The sequence below is a fragment of the Pseudomonas sp. No.117 genome (assembly GCF_054558395.1).
Window position 1 is genome coordinate 132,823 of record NZ_BAAJNP010000001.1, and the last position, 14,325, is coordinate 147,147.

Consider the following 14,325-nt stretch of genomic DNA (forward strand, 5'->3'; position numbering starts at 1 on the left):
GGCGACGGGATCCAACAATGAGTTCTTGTCAAAACCGCCCCTGCCAGCGAGAGCGCCCATGTCTTCGCCGCGTCACGAACTCCTCGCCCTGCTGCGCCTCGCCCTGCCACTGATCGGTGCCCAGCTGGCCTATGTGGCCATGGTCTTCACCGATACCCTGATGATGGGTCGCCTGGGACCGGCGGCGCTGGCCGGCGGTGGCCTCGGGGCGGCGGTGTACTCCTTCGTCTCGGTGATTTGCGTGGGCGTGATCACCGCCGTGGCCAACCTGGCGGCCCAGCGGCGCGGCGCGGGGGATACCCGTGGCGTGGCGGCGGTGACGGCGGCGGGCATCTGGATCGCCCTGGTCCTGGCGCTGCTGGCCGGCAGCCTGCTCTGGCACATGGAGCCGCTGCTGGCCCTGGCGGGCCAGCCGGAAGACAGTCGCCAGGCCGCGGGGACCTTCCTGCGCTGCCTGGCCTTCGCCCTGCCCGGCCACCTGCTGTTCATGACCCTGCGTGGTTTCACCAGCGCCCTGGAGCGCCCCGGTCCGGTACTGACCATAGTGCTGGGGGCGGCGGCGCTCAACGCCCTGCTCAACCTGGCGCTGCTGCATGGCTGGGGCGGCCTGCCGCGCCCGGGGCTGCCAGGCATCGGCCTGGTCACCGCAGTGGTGATGAACGGCGCGGCGCTGTGCCTGGCGCTGTACATCGCCCGCCATCCGGCCTATGCCGCCTATCCCCTCGCTACCTATCTGCGCCGCCCGGATCGCCGGGCGGTGATCGATACCCTTGGCCAGGGCCTGGCCATCAGTGGCACCTATGCAGTGGAGGCCTGCCTGTTCCTCTCGGCGGCCCTGTGCATGGGGGCGCTGGGGGCCACCGCCCTGGCGGCCAACCAGATCGCCAACCAGCTGGTGTACCTGGTGTTCATGCTGCCGGCCGGGCTGTCCTATGCCACCAGCATCCGCATCGGCCAGCACCAGGGCGCCGGGCGGCCTCGGGAGGCGCTGCTGGTCGGGCGCCTGGCCATCGGCGGTGGCGCCGCGGTGATGCTGGGGATCGCCGTGCTGTTCTGGAGCTTTCCCGGCTGGCTGGTGGGGCTGTTCCTGCCGGACGCCAGCAGTCCGGTCTCGACCCTGGCGCGCCAGCTGGTGCTGATCGCCGCGCTGTTCGTCATCTTCGACGGCACCCAGAGCATCGCCCAGGGCGCCTTGCGTGGGATTCACCAGGCACGCCTCGGCTTCTATGGCGGCCTGCTCTGCTACTGCCTGATCGGTGCCAGCAGTGCCTGGCTGCTGGGCGTGCAGGGAGGCTTCGGCCCGCACGGCGTCTGGTGGGGCCTGGCATTGGGCCTGGCCTGTGCGGCAGTGCTGCTGACCGGCGCCTTCGAATGGCTGATGCGCCGCCAGCTCGGCGCAGGTGCCGTGCAACCCGCGCACGACCCGCTGCCCCCCACCGCGGGGATGTCACACAACGGGTGATCCCCAACCCAGGCAAAGAGTATTACCAATGGTCCACCCCCAGCCGCTGCGTTAAACTAGAGGCTTTGGGCCGCCCCGCCGTTGCGACCGGATCCTGCGGCCCCAGGATAGCCATAGATGGAACGCTTCATCGTCGCCGACGACCACCCCCTGTTCCGCGAAGGCCTGGCCGGTATCCTGCGCCAGCTGCGGCCGCAAGCCCGCGTGGACCAGGCCGACAGCCTGCAGCGGGTACTGGAACTGGCCCGCCAGGACGAGCCGCCCACCGCCCTGCTGCTGGATCTGCTCTACCCTGGCCAGGATCTCAGCTTCTCCCTGCGCGCCCTGCGCCAGGAGTTCAAGCGCAGCACTTTGATCGTGATCTCGATGCTCGAGGACGCCACGGTGATCGAGCACATCCTGGCGTCCGGGGTGGACGGCTTCATCGGCAAGGCCCTGCCGCCGGTGGCCATGGCCGAGGCCATCGCCGACTGCCTCGCCGGGCAACCGGTGGTGCGCTATACGCCGGCGCCCCTGGCATCGGCACCCGCGGCGCCGGGCCATCGCCTGGAGGCGCTGACGCCCCGCCAGCTGGAAGTCCTCGGCCTGATCACCGAGGGCCTGAGCAACAAGGAGATCGCGCGGATCCTGGCGATCTCACCCTTCACCGTGCGCATCCATGTCTCCGCGCTACTGCGCACCCTGGGGGTCGGCACCCGTGCTGCTGCCGCCGCCTTCGGCGCCAAGGCCGGCCTCGGCGCCCGTCGCTCGCTCAACTAGCGGCGACGCGAAAGGCCAGCAACAGCGCACGCAATTCCGCCGGCCGTACCGGCTTGGCCAGCACCGGGATCTCGCCATCGCCCAACGCCTGCTGCACGCGGGGAATATCGTGCCCGGTCACCACGATGGCCGGAATGCGTCGCCCCTGCAGCCGGTTGAGATAGGCGATGCAGTCGGCGCCCGAGGCGCTGCGGTCGAGGTCGAAATCGGTGATCACCAGGTCGCAGGCCACGGCGCCCCGGGGGATGCCGGTGGCGGTGGTGACCTCGCACCCCCAGCTGCGCAGCAGGGTCGCCGTGGCCTGCAACACATTGGCATCGTCCTCGATGAGCAGCACGTGCCAGCCGGCGAGCAGTGGCTGCGGGCCTTGCGCGGGCCGCCGCTGCGGCGCCAGCGGCACGGCGGCCAGGGGCAGGCCCTGGAGCGTGACGGCGGTACCCCGTCCGGGCCGCGAGCGGATGATCAGTTGCAGGTCGAGCAGCCGGGCGATGCGCTCGACGATGGACAGCCCCAGGCCGACCCCCTCGATGTCGCGATCCCGCGCCTCGCGCACCCGATAGAACTCCTCGCACAGGTGCGGCAGGTGCTCGGCGGCGATGCCGGGACCCTGGTCGTAGAGCACCAGCGCCAGCCGGCCCTGTCGCCGCCGGACCGCCAGCAGCAACGGCCGTCCCGGCGCGTACTTGAGGGCGTTGGACAGCAGATTCTGCAGCGAGGTGAGCAGCAGCGCCGGATCGCTGTAGACCTGCAGGCCGCCGGCGCGCCAGCGGATGTCCACGCCGGCCCAGCGCGCCGCCTCGGCGTTCTGCCGGACCAGGTCCTCGAACAGGGTATCCAGGTCGACCACCGTGCGCCGGGGACTGACCTGTTTCTGATCGAGGGTGTAGATGTCCAGCAACGAACGGAACAGCTGTTCGACGCCGAGCAGGGAGCGGTCGATGTTGTCGACCAGCCGCCCCTGGTCCGCGCTCAGCTGGCCATCGCGCAGGCAGGCGGTGAACAGCCCTATGGAATGGATCGGCTGGCGCAGGTCATGGCTGGCCTGGGCCAGGAAGCGCGCCTTGGCCAGATTGGCCGCCTGGGTCTCGCGCAGGGAGTCCTGGATGCGGGTCAGCAGGAAATAGACGTAGCCGGGCACCAGGATGGCGGTGACCAGCATCATCAGGGCCACCGTGGGGTAGCGCTGCAGGAAGGGCATGCCGGCGATGGTGGCGCCCAGGGCGGTCAGCGACAGCGCGGTGGCCAGCAGCAGGTAGCCGCGGCCGTAGCGCAGGCCGTTGCCCACCGTGACCCAGAGCAGCACGCCGAACAGCGGCAGCAGGGCCTCGCCGCTGGTGATGGAGGAGAAGGTGATGGCGCTGAAGTCCAGGCTCATGGCCAGCAGGCGCCGCCAGGGCTTCACCCCCGGGCGCCGGCGCACCGTGAAGAAGAGCGCCAGGGCGATCAGGGTGAACAGCGCGTAGCACGTAAGGTTGGCCAGCAGGACCGCGGTATCGAGCAGCCCCCAGGCCCAGGCACCGACGACATAGGCCGCGGCGGGCAGGATGAAGGCCAGGCGCACCTTGGCCTGGCCCAGTTCGGGATCGCGAGCACCGACACCCAGGGCCTGTACCGAAGCCCTCATGACGCCAGATACCCCAGCTGCCAGGCCCGCGGGATCAAGCGGAAGACCACCGCCAGCGCGGCCGCCAGGACGGCACTGGCATACCAGGCCGCCTGGCCCAGTCCGGCCTCCAGGACGGCGCCGAGCACCCCGCCGAGCAGCATGCCCAGCCAGGGCACCAGCTGGATCCCCCAGCCGGGACGCCGCACCCCCAGCAGCCAGTGTCCCAGGCCGCGACCGAAGCGCGAGAGGGCACCGGTGACGTAGGTGAGGCCGATGGGCAGGCCATAGACCTGCTCCACCACCGCGTTGACCATGCCCATGGCGAACACCCCGAGCAGCAGCGCCAAGCGCCCGCCGGGCAGGCTGGCGGCCAGCGCCAGCAGCAGGGCCAGCAGCCCGAGCAGCAGGCAGGCACGCTGGCGAGTCAGCCGCTGCAACAGCACACCGCCGGCATTGCCCAGCACGAAGGTGGCGATCGCCAGCGCCAGGTGCGCCGCGGCGCTCCAGCGGCCGGCGGCCACATCGGCGGCCAGGCGGGTGGTGTTGCCGCTCATGAAGGAGACGAAATCGCCGGTGGCGAGGAAGCCGATGGCGTCGGTCATGCCGGCCAGCAGTGATAGCCCGGCGACCAGGGCGAGGCCGACCGCACCATGACGGGGCGCCGTGGGCGCAGGCAGAGGTCCCGGCGAAGCGGAAGACGGGAGATTCATGACAGCCATCCTGGCTAGGCAGCGGAATTCAGCCGCCAGTGTGCGGCGTACAGCGCCTCGGCGCCACAGGCAGCGACCCGGAAGGCGCCCTGGGCTAGACTGATGGACCCGCCTGGCCGGAGGCCAAGTGACTACGCCCCTGTTCGTCCTGGTACTGCTCGCCGCCCTGTTGCACGCCGGTTGGAACGCCCTGCTCAAGATCGGCCTCGACCGCTTCCTCACCGCCAGCCTGATCCAGATCGGCGCCGGCATCGCCGCGCTGCTGGCGCTGCCCTTCGTCGCCCTGCCCCCGGCCGCCGCCTGGCCCTGGATCGCCCTCTCCGCCCTGCTGCACATCGGCTACAACGCCTTCCTCGCCCGCGCCTATCGCTACGGCGACCTGGGCCAGGTCTATCCGCTCTCCCGCGGCAGCGCGCCGCTGCTGGTCAGCGGGGTGGCCTTCCTCGCCCTGGGCGAGACGCTCTCGCCACCCGCCCTGCTCGGCCTGGGCCTGCTGGTCACCGGCCTTGCGCTGATGGCCTTGCTCGGGGCGCGCCGCGGCGCGCCCCTGAGTCTCGCGCTGCTGGTCTGCGCCTTCACCACCGGCGCCTTCATCGCCAGCTACACCCTGGCCGATGCCGTCGGCGCCCGCGCCAGCGGCGATGCCGTGGCCTATGCGCTCTGGCTGTTCGCGGTGAATGGCCTGGTCGCGGCGCTGGTGTTGCGCCTGACCCGGGGCACCACGGCCTTCGCCGGCCTCGGCCCGCACTGGCGCGCCGGCCTGGCCGGCGGGGTGATGTCGATGCTGGCCTATACCCTGGTGATCGTCGCCACCACCCAGGCGCCCATCGGCCTGGTCTCGGCCCTGCGCGAGACCAGCGTGCTGTTCGCCCTGCTGATCGGGGTGCTCTGGCTGAACGAGAGCCTGCCCCTGGGAAGGATCTGCGCCGGCCTGGCCATCGTCGCCGGCGTGGTGGCGATCAAGCTGGCATGAGCGGCCAGCCTACCCTCACGGCTGGTTGGAACTGGCGTTGACGCCCTGCTCCCGGTGCGCGCTGTCGTGGTTGTGCAACTGCCCGGTGGGGTCCTGCAACTGGATCACCTTGCCCTGCTGCCAGGCGTCGGCGCCAGGGGCGACCGAGGGGGTCGGCAGATCGGCGCGGGCGGCCTTGGTCTCGGCGGAGGAAACGCCCAGGCGGCGGTCGCGCTCGGCGAGCAACGTGGGATCGAGCTGGCCGTCGGCGGTGAAGCCCATCATCAGCTGGGGGACGCCGAGGGGCAGTTCCAGGTCCTGGTCGGTGTGCCAGGTGTGCCAGGTCTTGCCATAGGTGTGCACCAGCTTGTCCATCAGCCGGTGCTCGGCCACCTGGGGCACGCCGGGGGCGATCAGCTGGCCGGATTTCACCTCGTGCACATGGCTGTGCCACAGCGCCTTCTCGGCTTCGGGCAGGGTCTTGAACAGCCGCTCGCTGATGATGTACTCGACGCCCATCAGCTTGGCCTCGGCGACGTTGCCGTCGTAGATCACGCACTGGAACATTTCTTCACCCAGCACGCTGCAATAGTGATGGGCTTCCATCTGGCTCTTGGGATGGCCGTTATAGAAGTGGAAGCCGTCCAGGTAGGTGTTGAGGGCGGCGATGGGCGGCTTGCGCTGCAGCAGATCGGCACCGGCTTCGAGGACGCGGGTATCGGTCTGGGCGGGGGCGCCTGGGGTCGGCACCGGGGAACGGGTGTCATTGGCGGCCTGGACCAGCGGGGCGCAGGCGAGCAGCAACAGGGCGGGGAGCCGGAGGGCGGTCATGGTGGATTCTCGGCAGGGGGCTTGCCGAGTTCGAAGGCGCGGCAGACGCCAAGGTTCCACCGCTGCGCTAGGCTCGTCATACGGCTGTCATGCAATGGCCATAAATTCGTCATCGTCCGACCGTGGCATTTCGGTATAAGCGAAACGGTCGATCAGGCCTTGCGCCTCTGGCTTTCCATTTCTGTCGGGACGACTCAATGAACGCACACAGCTCTCCGTCCGGTCATGCCCTGCGCCGCGTGGTCTTCAACAAGAAGGGCGGCGTCGGCAAGTCCAGCATCGCCTGCAACCTGGCGGCCATCAGCGCCCACGAGGGCTACCGCACCCTGCTGGTGGATCTGGATCCCCAAGCCAATTCCAGCCAGTACCTCACCGGCCAGGTGGGCGACGACCTGCCCCACGGTATCGCCGACTTCTTCAAGCAGACCCTGAGTGGCGGCAAGAAGGCCCAGGCCAATATCCACGCCACCGCCTGGCCGAATCTCGACCTGATCGCCGCCTCCGGCGAGCTGACCGAGCTGCAGTTCAAGCTGGAAGCCAAGTACAAGATCCAGAAGCTGGCCAAGTACCTGGAAAAGCTCGGCGAAGACTACGACCGCATCTACCTGGACACCCCACCGGCGCTGAACTTCTACAGCATCTCGGCGCTGATCGCCGCCGACCGCTGCCTGATCCCCTTCGACTGCGATGTCTTCGCCCAGCAGGCGCTGTACGACCTGATCGAGGAGTTGGAGGAGATCCGCGAGGACTACAACGAGCACCTCACGGTCGAGGGCATCGTCATCAACCAGTACCACGCCCAGGCCAGCACCCCGCGCCAGCTGATCGAAGAACTCCAGGCGCGCGACCTGCCGGTGCTGGCGGCGCCGCTGATGGCCTCGGTGAAGATGCGCGAATCGCACCAGCAACATCGTCCGCTGATCCATCTGGACCCGAGCCACAAGTTGACCCGGCAGTATCTGGAGCTGTTCGCGCTGCTGGAGGGCTGAGGGCGCAAGAACGTTCAAGACGAGCCAGGGCTAGGCGCGGCATCCTGGGCATCCCTTGCCCGCTGGAGCCCTGCCAATGCCCCCTTCCCGCCGCCGCGCCTTCGCTCAGGGCGCCTGGCAGATCCTGCCGCTGTCGCTGGCCTGCGCGCCCTGGGGCCTGCTGGTCGGCGCTCTGGCCATCGAGACCGGGCTCAGCGTGCTGGAAGGCCAGGCCTTTTCCCTGCTGGTGTTCGCCGGCGCGGCCCAGCTGGTGGCCCTGGGCATGCTCAAGGCCGGTGCGGGCCTCGCCGCCATCCTGCTGACCACCCTGCTGCTGACCTCCCAGCACCTGCTCTATGGCCTGCATATGCGCCGGGTGCTGGCGCCTCAGCCACTGCCCTGGCGGCTGGGCTTCGGCTTCCTGCTCACCGATGAATTCTTCGCCCTGAACCATGCCGAGCAACCGGCCAGCTTCGATCGCTGGCGCGCCCTGGGCATGGGCCTGAGCTTCTACCTGCTGTGGAATCTGTTCACCCTCGCCGGCCTGCTGCTGGGGCGGGTGCTGCCGAACCTGGGCGCCCTGGGCCTGGACTTCTCCATCGCCGCCACCTTCATCGCCCTGGTGGTGCCGCTGGTGCGCGACCTGGCCAACGTCGCCTGCGTGCTCACCGCGCTGCTGGTCTCGGTCTGGCTGCATCAGCTGCAGTGGCAGGGTGCCCTGGTGCTGGGCGGCCTGGCGGGGATGAGCGTGGGCTTCGTCGTGCGCCGGCTGCGGGAGTCCTGGGCATGATCATCGCCACCCTGCTCGGCATGGCCGCCCTGGTGTTCTTCAATCGCTATGTCTTCCTCGAACCGCGCCTGCCGCTGCGCCTGGGACGCCATCTGCGCACCTTCCTGGAATTCGCCGTGCCGGGGATGCTCACGGCCATCTGTGGGCCCATCCTGATCCCAGGCGACGCCTCCCTCGCCACAACCCTGCTCAGCCCCTACCTGCTGGCCGGCCTGGCGGCCGTGGGGCTGATGCTCTGGACCCGGCGGGTACTGACCACGGTGGTCTTGAGCATGGGGATTTTCTACCTGCTGCGCGGGTTGCTCTAGCGCGCTAAGGTGGCACCAGGCCCGCGTCTGGTGCCACGGGAAAGTGATGAAAGAACGACAAGAAAACGCCCGCCTCTGGTCCGCTCGCGGGCTGGGCGGCGTCGAGCTGCTGCACGCCCAGTATCGGCGCCAGCGCTTCGCGCCCCATGTGCACGAGGGCTATGTATTCACCGTGATCGAGCGCGGCGCCCAGCGCTTTCGCCATCGTGGCGCCGAGCACCTGGCGGCCGCCGGCAGCATGGTGCTGATCAACCCGGACGAGTTGCACACCGGGGCGACGGCAGTCGCGGAAGGCTGGCAGTACCGCGGTTTCTATCCGACGCTGGCGCAACTGGCGCCGGTCTTCGCCGAACTGGGACGCCCCTTGGATGCGACCCCGGCCTTCGCCACCAGCGTCTTGCAGGATCCCCTGGTGAGCGCGGCCTTCAGCCAGCTGCATCGGCTGGCCGATAACGGCGCCGAGGCGCTGGAGCAGCAGACCGCCTGGCGCGAGGCACTGCTCTTGTTGTTCGGTCGCCATGCCCGCCTCAGTGCCCTGGCAGAACCGGGCCGCGAACCCCTGGCGGTGCAACGCGCCCGAGAATTGCTCGGCCAGCAGTTGCAGCAACCGCCCAGCCTCGAAGAGCTGGCCCAGGCGGTGGGGCTGTCGCCCTTTCATTTCCTGCGGGTGTTCCGCCGCGCGACCGGCCTGCCGCCCCATGCCTGGCTCAAGCAGCAGCGCCTGACCCGCGCCCAGGGCCTGCTGCGTGCCGGCTGGGCGCCGCTGGAGGTGGCCCTCCAGCTGGGCTTCGCCGACCAGAGCCACCTCACCCGGCAATTCAAGCAGGCCTACGGCGTGGCGCCGGGCGCCTATCGGCGGGCATGGCTCGGCTAGGCGAACACCGACGAACGGTCGCCTGGCAGAGAAGGCCTTGCCAGAGCGGCGCAAGCGGCGGCGCCGTGCGGGAGCGTCGCGCTCGGGCAGAAACTTTCCTGATCGCCGCCAGCCTAGTCTGGGTAAGGAGCGGAACTACCCTCTGCTCCCCCTGCCCCTCTTCCTGGAGTCAGCCCCATGAGTCTCGAAGACCGTATCCGCCAACGCGCCTATGAAATCTGGGAGCGCGAAGGCCGTCCGCACGGCCAGGATTTCGAACACTGGTTTCGTGCCAACCGTGAACTGGAAGACCAGCCCGACGACAACCTGACCCAGGTCGGCGGCATCCAGAGCAGCGTCGCCCCGCCGGCACCCAAGCCACGCAGCCGCTCGCGCAAGAAAGCCGCCGCCGACAACGCCTAGCGCCAGTCGTCCAGCAGCCAGACCTCGGGATGATCGTAATGCGCCTCGCCACGGTGCAGGGTGATGCCGAGGATCTCGCTGCGGAAACCGGCCGCCAGCAGCCACTGGTAGGCGCCGCGCCGCGCGGTGTTGACCCCCGCCAGCAGGCGCTGCTGTCCCCGCTCCCGCGCCAGCTCGTCACAGGCGGCGATCAGCCGGGCGAAGCGGGCTGCGGCCGAGTTACCCGGTCGAACGGCCCCGCACTTCAGGTAGCACACCCCGCTCCCCGCTTCGCTGCGCGGGCCGAAATGGCAGACGGCGAAGCCCTCCGCCCGCCCCTCGTCATCCAGCACGACGAGACTTTCGCCCAGCTGCTGATCGCGTACCGCCGCCATCTCGGCGGAGACGTCGAGCCCGCGCGCATTGGCCGCGCCCAACTCGGCACAGGCCGCCAGTAGCGCGCCAGGGTCTTCAGCCTGGGACAGTCGCAGTGCGGCCGGCGCCGCTTGCCGTTGCAGCGGACGCGCCATCACCGCGGTCAGGGTCCGCGGCCAGAAGCCGAACCCCTGGTAAAGGCCCAGGTGACGCGGGCTGTCGGGAAAGGTGAAGAGCCCGGCATGGACCAGTCGCCAGGCATCGAGCTGTTCCACCGCGGCGCCCATCAGCGCCTTGGCCACCTTGGCGTCCCAGTAGTCCGGGTGCACCGCCAGCGGACCGAGGATGCCATGCCGACCCCAGCGGGTGACGCAGACCACCCCAACCAGCCGCCCGTCATCCAGCGCCTTGAACCAGGCGGTATGGGGCGCGGCGAAGCGGCTGCGCACATAGTCGCGATCGTTCCAGAACTCCCCCGGCTCGGCGGCGCCCATCCAGGTGGCGAAGGCCAGGCGGACCACCTCGGTGGCGGTGGGCAGGTCGGTGGCGAGCAGGGGTTCGATACGGAAGACAGAGGTAGGCATGGGCGACTCCTGGGCAGTACGCCTTGGACCGGCCCGGACGAGGCTTTGCGCCCGGGCGGCAATCGCCGGTTACAGCAGCATCACCGCTGCCCAGCCGAACACCAGCATCGGCAGGCTGAAGTGCAGGAAGGACGGCACCACGGTATCCCAGATATGGCTGTGCTGGCCGTCCACGTTGAGTCCGGAGGTGGGCCCCAGGGTCGAGTCCGAGGCCGGCGAGCCGGAATCACCCAGGGCGCCGGCAGTGCCGATCAGGCAGACGATGGCCAGCGGCGAGAAACCCAGGTGCAGGCACAGCGGGCCAAGGATGGCGGCGAGGATGGGCACGCTGGAAAAGGACGAACCGATGCCCAGGGTCACCAACATGCCCAGCAGGAGCAGCAACAGGGCGCCCAGGGCGCGGTTGTCGCCGATCAGGCCCGCCGCGGTGGCCGCCAGGTCCTTGATCTGGCCGGTGGCGGTGAGCACCTCGGCGAAGCCGCCAGCGGTGAGCATGATGAAGCCGATCACCGCCATCATCTTCGCGCCCTCACTGAACAGGTCGTCCGCCTCACGCCAGCGCACCACCCCAGTGGCAGTGAAGACCACGAAGCCGACCAGGGCACCGAGGATCATGGAATCCAGCCAGAGCTGCACGCCGAAGGCCGCGACCACGGCGATCAGCGCCACCGCCAGGGTACGGCCGTTGTAGGGGCGGTCGGCGCGCTCGGTGCGCGCCACCAGGCTGAGGTCGTAGCGGCGCGGCCGGCGATAGCTGACGAACACCGCCAGCAGCAGCCCGACCACCATGCCCAGGGCGGGCAGGAACATGGCGCGGCTGGGATCCACGCCGCTCACGTCCACCCCGGCACGCGAGACGCTGGCCAGCAGAATGTCGTGCAGGTAGAGACTGCCGAAGCCCACCGGCAGGAACATGTAGGGGGCGATCAGGCCGAAGGTCATGACGCAGGACAGCCGCCGGCGATCCAGCTCCAGGCGCGTCAGCACATAGAGCAGTGGCGGCACCAGCAACGGGATGAAGGCGATGTGGATGGGCAGGATGTTCTGCGAGGCGATGGATACCGCCAGCAGCAACCCGAGCAGCGCCCAGCGCAGCGAGCGCCCGCCCTGGGCGGCCTGGCGCTCCATCAAGGCCAGCGCCCGATCGGCCAGCATGTGCGCCAGGCCGGATTGGCTGATGGCCACGGCGAAGGCGCCCAGCAGCGCATAGGAGAGTGCCACCTTGGCGCCATTGCCCAAGCCGGCATTGAAGGCCAGCAGGGTGCCCTCCAGCCCCAGGCCACCGACCAGGCCACCCGCCACCGCGCCAGCGATCATCGCCACCACCACGTGTACCCGGGCCAGGCTCAGGACCAGCATGAGCCCTACCGCTACCACCACCGCATTCATTGCCGACTCCGCACCACGAAAGGGCGCGCACTCTGCCGCAGCGGGGCGCGGACGTCAAAGGCCGGGGATGGGTGGCACCCTGCCGGGCTTATCCACAGCGGAAGGTACGGCGATCGGGTGGAAAAAGTGCGGAGACCGGATTTTCCGGGCGACTCTCGGTTCAGCGGGCCCCAGGAACAAGGAGCGCCACTCGACCCAGGCCGAAAGGGTGGCGCCGATCCCTCTGCGACTGAACCTTTGGCAGCGGCGGACCGTCTGACTCGGACGCTTTCACGGTCATGCCAAGGACGACCTGCCCATGCAAAACGCCATAGATACGCTGATCACCGCCTTCAGTCCGCACTCCTGCCTGGCCGTCCCCCGCCGCGCCGACCGCACCCTGCTGTTCACCGTCACCGACACAGCACGTGCGGTCACCGTCACCAAGGCGATCCCCCTCTGCAACCTGGAATGCCAGGCCACGCTGGCCACCGTGATCAAGGACCTGCAGCGCGATCTGGATCGGGCGGTGGGGACGCTGAGCGCGGAAAGCCTCGCCGACCTGCGCCAACGCGGCCCCCGGGTGCAGCGATTCGAAAGCTGAGATGTTGTAGCGACCGGGTGGCCAGGCTCCACGGCCTACCCTCACCCCAGCCCTCTCCCAGCGGGAGAGGGGGCGGTACGGCGCCACCTTGGGTGGCGTCGCCCTCCTTCTGGTCAAACGCCGAGTCGGATCTGGGCGAGGGCTTAGGTTCAGGCACTTGTCCAAACAGCCTCCTCTCCCTTGAGGAGAGGGGACGGTACGGTGCCACCTTGGGTGGCGTCGCCCTCCTTCTGGTAAAACGCCGAGTCGGACCTGAGCGATGGCTTAGGCTTAGCACTTGTCCAAACAGCCCCCTCTCCCTTGGGGAAGGTTGGGGTGAGGGGGATGCAGGCGAAGAGTTTCAGGCGGAAAAGGCTCCGCCGTTTTCCACCCTACCGTTCTCACCGCTGTGAAAGCCGACTGCGCGGATGGCACCTCAGACTCGAATCAGCGTTCCCGTTGAGCTAACGACAACGCCCCCCCTGCTCGAACAACACCCTCTCCCCACGGGAGAGGGTTGGGGTGAGGGCAATGCCGGCGAAGAGTTTCAGGCGGAAAAGGCTTCGCCGTTTTCCGCCCTACCGTGCTCACCGCTGTGAAAGCCGACTGCACGGATGGCACCTCAGACTCGAACAAGCGTCCCCGTTGAGCTAACGATAACGACCCCCTGCTCGAACAGCCTCCTCTCCCCACGGGAGAGGGTTGGAGTGAGGGGCTGACCAGGCAACGAATCCCCAGCTAAAGAAGACCGCTTTCCATACTAGCCCTATCGCCACCACGCCAAGGCCGCGACAGGCTTCAGCTGCGCGGCGCGTAGGCGAAGACGTCGGCGCGCATCTGGTGCGCGTCCATGCCCGCATCCACCAGGGCATCCAGGGTGGCGTAGACCATGGCCGGCGAGCCGCTGGCATAGACATACAGGCCGCTCAGGTCGGTGAAGTCGGCGCGTACCGCTTCGTGCAGCAGGCCGCAGCGACCCTCCCAGCCACAGGCATCGCTCACCACCCGGTTGAGGGTGAGGTCGGGCAGCTGCGCCCACTCGTCCCAGGCCTCGACGGTATAGAAGTCTTCCGGTGTCCGCGCGCCCCAATAGAGGTGCACCGGATGCGCGAAGCCGCGGGTGCGGGCGTCTTCGATCAGGCTGTGCATCTGCGCCATGCCGGTGCCGGCGGCGATCAGGACCAGGGGGCCGTCGGGCAATTCGGCCAGGTGCGCATCACCATAGGGCAGCTCGACCTGGGCCATGCCCTGGCACTCGAGTTGCGCCAGCAGCGCCTGGCTGCTGGCCTCGCGGGCCAGTACGTGCAACTCCAGCTCGCGCCCCTGGTGCGGCGCCGATGCCAGGGAAAAGGCCGACTGCTTGCCGTCGTCGCGGGCGATCATCAGATACTGGCCGGCGTGATAGCGCGGCGGACGTCCAGCGGGAGCGCGCAGTCGCACGCGGCGCACGTCGCCACCGACGTCGTCCAGCGCCACCACCTGGCAGGCCAGCTTGCGCACCGGCAACTCGCCGGGGGCCAGCACGCCGTCCCACTGCAGCTGGCAATCGGTCAGGGGCACGGCCACGCAGACATAGATCTCGCCATGGTCGGCGACCTGGCCGCGCTGGTCGACCTGGCCTTCCACCAACAACGCCGCGCAGAGCTGGCAATTGCCGTTGCGACAGCTGTGCGGACCGCTGTAGCCAAGGCGCTGCGCCGCCGCCAGGATCGCCTCCCCGGGCTGGGTGTGCAGTACCGCCCCCGAGGGCTGCAGGGTGACCTTCATCGTCGTC

General features: G+C 69.1%; 15 protein-coding genes. 9 read left to right on the forward strand and 6 right to left on the reverse strand.

The features are described 5' to 3' along the window. The first annotated feature begins 58 nt into the window (after positions 1-58). Together ACYJP6_RS00630 and ACYJP6_RS00635 are read left to right on the forward strand one after the other, a co-directional pair. Entirely contained in the window at positions 59-1,462 is a 1,404-nt protein-coding gene (locus tag ACYJP6_RS00630) for a NorM family multidrug efflux MATE transporter (protein WP_459472526.1), read from the forward strand. Between the two features lie 117 nt (positions 1,463-1,579). Next, on the forward strand, positions 1,580-2,221 hold the full coding sequence (locus ACYJP6_RS00635; protein WP_459472528.1) for a LuxR C-terminal-related transcriptional regulator: 642 nt from the start codon (positions 1,580-1,582) through the stop codon (positions 2,219-2,221). Here the strand turns inward: ACYJP6_RS00635 and ACYJP6_RS00640 are convergent. Both ACYJP6_RS00640 and ACYJP6_RS00645 read right to left on the reverse strand, forming a co-directional pair. Further along, positions 2,214-3,845, reverse strand: a complete 1,632-nt coding sequence (locus tag ACYJP6_RS00640; protein WP_459472530.1) for an ATP-binding response regulator — start codon at positions 3,843-3,845, stop codon at positions 2,214-2,216. The two genes, ACYJP6_RS00635 and ACYJP6_RS00640, sit on opposite strands and share 8 nt — an antisense overlap. Further along, on the reverse strand, positions 3,842-4,537 hold the full coding sequence (locus ACYJP6_RS00645; RefSeq protein ID WP_459472532.1) for a YoaK family protein: 696 nt from the start codon (positions 4,535-4,537) through the stop codon (positions 3,842-3,844). The genes ACYJP6_RS00640 and ACYJP6_RS00645 overlap by 4 nt, the downstream gene beginning before the upstream one ends. Positions 4,538-4,664: 127 nt before the next feature. Between ACYJP6_RS00645 and ACYJP6_RS00650 the strand changes: the two genes are divergently transcribed. Continuing rightward, entirely contained in the window at positions 4,665-5,510 is an 846-nt protein-coding gene (locus ACYJP6_RS00650) for an EamA family transporter (RefSeq protein ID WP_459472534.1), read from the forward strand. Positions 5,511-5,525: 15 nt separating this feature from the next. Here ACYJP6_RS00650 and ACYJP6_RS00655 read toward each other — a convergent pair whose 3' ends face one another. Next, positions 5,526-6,320, reverse strand: coding sequence for an OBAP family protein (locus ACYJP6_RS00655; protein ID WP_459472535.1), 795 nt, complete (start codon positions 6,318-6,320; stop codon positions 5,526-5,528). A gap of 230 nt (positions 6,321-6,550) precedes the next feature. Between ACYJP6_RS00655 and ACYJP6_RS00660 the strand changes: the two genes are divergently transcribed. The 5 genes from ACYJP6_RS00660 to ACYJP6_RS00680 all read left to right on the forward strand — a co-directional run bounded on the left by ACYJP6_RS00660 (position 6,551) and on the right by ACYJP6_RS00680 (position 9,662). Continuing rightward, positions 6,551-7,309: a ParA family protein gene (locus tag ACYJP6_RS00660; RefSeq protein WP_459473395.1), complete on the forward strand. Its 759-nt coding sequence runs from the start codon at positions 6,551-6,553 to the stop codon at positions 7,307-7,309. 76 nt (positions 7,310-7,385) lie between these two features. Next, positions 7,386-8,078 (forward strand): AzlC family ABC transporter permease, encoded by a 693-nt coding sequence (locus tag ACYJP6_RS00665; protein ID WP_459472536.1) that lies wholly within the window; start codon positions 7,386-7,388, stop codon positions 8,076-8,078. Then, positions 8,075-8,386, forward strand: a complete 312-nt coding sequence (locus ACYJP6_RS00670; RefSeq protein ID WP_459472538.1) for an AzlD domain-containing protein — start codon at positions 8,075-8,077, stop codon at positions 8,384-8,386. The genes ACYJP6_RS00665 and ACYJP6_RS00670 overlap by 4 nt, the downstream gene beginning before the upstream one ends. A 46-nt stretch (positions 8,387-8,432) precedes the next feature. Then, positions 8,433-9,260 (forward strand): AraC family transcriptional regulator, encoded by an 828-nt coding sequence (locus tag ACYJP6_RS00675; RefSeq protein ID WP_459472540.1) that lies wholly within the window; start codon positions 8,433-8,435, stop codon positions 9,258-9,260. Positions 9,261-9,437: 177 nt separating this feature from the next. Next, complete coding sequence (locus ACYJP6_RS00680; protein ID WP_145008557.1) at positions 9,438-9,662, forward strand: DUF2934 domain-containing protein; 225 nt, start codon at positions 9,438-9,440, stop codon at positions 9,660-9,662. Here the strand turns inward: ACYJP6_RS00680 and ACYJP6_RS00685 are convergent. Then, a complete protein-coding gene (locus ACYJP6_RS00685) occupies positions 9,659-10,600 on the reverse strand; it encodes a GNAT family N-acetyltransferase (protein ID WP_459472542.1) in 942 nt (313 codons plus the stop codon). The two genes, ACYJP6_RS00680 and ACYJP6_RS00685, sit on opposite strands and share 4 nt — an antisense overlap. A 69-nt stretch (positions 10,601-10,669) precedes the next feature. Continuing rightward, positions 10,670-11,989 carry a Na+/H+ antiporter family protein gene (locus ACYJP6_RS00690; protein WP_459472544.1) on the reverse strand — a complete coding sequence of 440 codons (1,320 nt, stop codon included), beginning with the start codon at positions 11,987-11,989 and terminating at the stop codon, positions 10,670-10,672. Positions 11,990-12,287: 298 nt separating this feature from the next. On the opposite strand from ACYJP6_RS00690, the gene ACYJP6_RS00695 reads away from it, so the two are divergent. Continuing rightward, positions 12,288-12,572, forward strand: a complete 285-nt coding sequence (locus ACYJP6_RS00695; RefSeq protein WP_459472546.1) for a hypothetical protein — start codon at positions 12,288-12,290, stop codon at positions 12,570-12,572. A gap of 777 nt (positions 12,573-13,349) precedes the next feature. On the opposite strand, the gene ACYJP6_RS00700 is transcribed toward ACYJP6_RS00695, so the two are convergent. Then, positions 13,350-14,318, reverse strand: a complete 969-nt coding sequence (locus ACYJP6_RS00700) for a CDP-6-deoxy-delta-3,4-glucoseen reductase (protein ID WP_459472548.1) — start codon at positions 14,316-14,318, stop codon at positions 13,350-13,352. Positions 14,319-14,325: the final 7 nt, after the last annotated feature.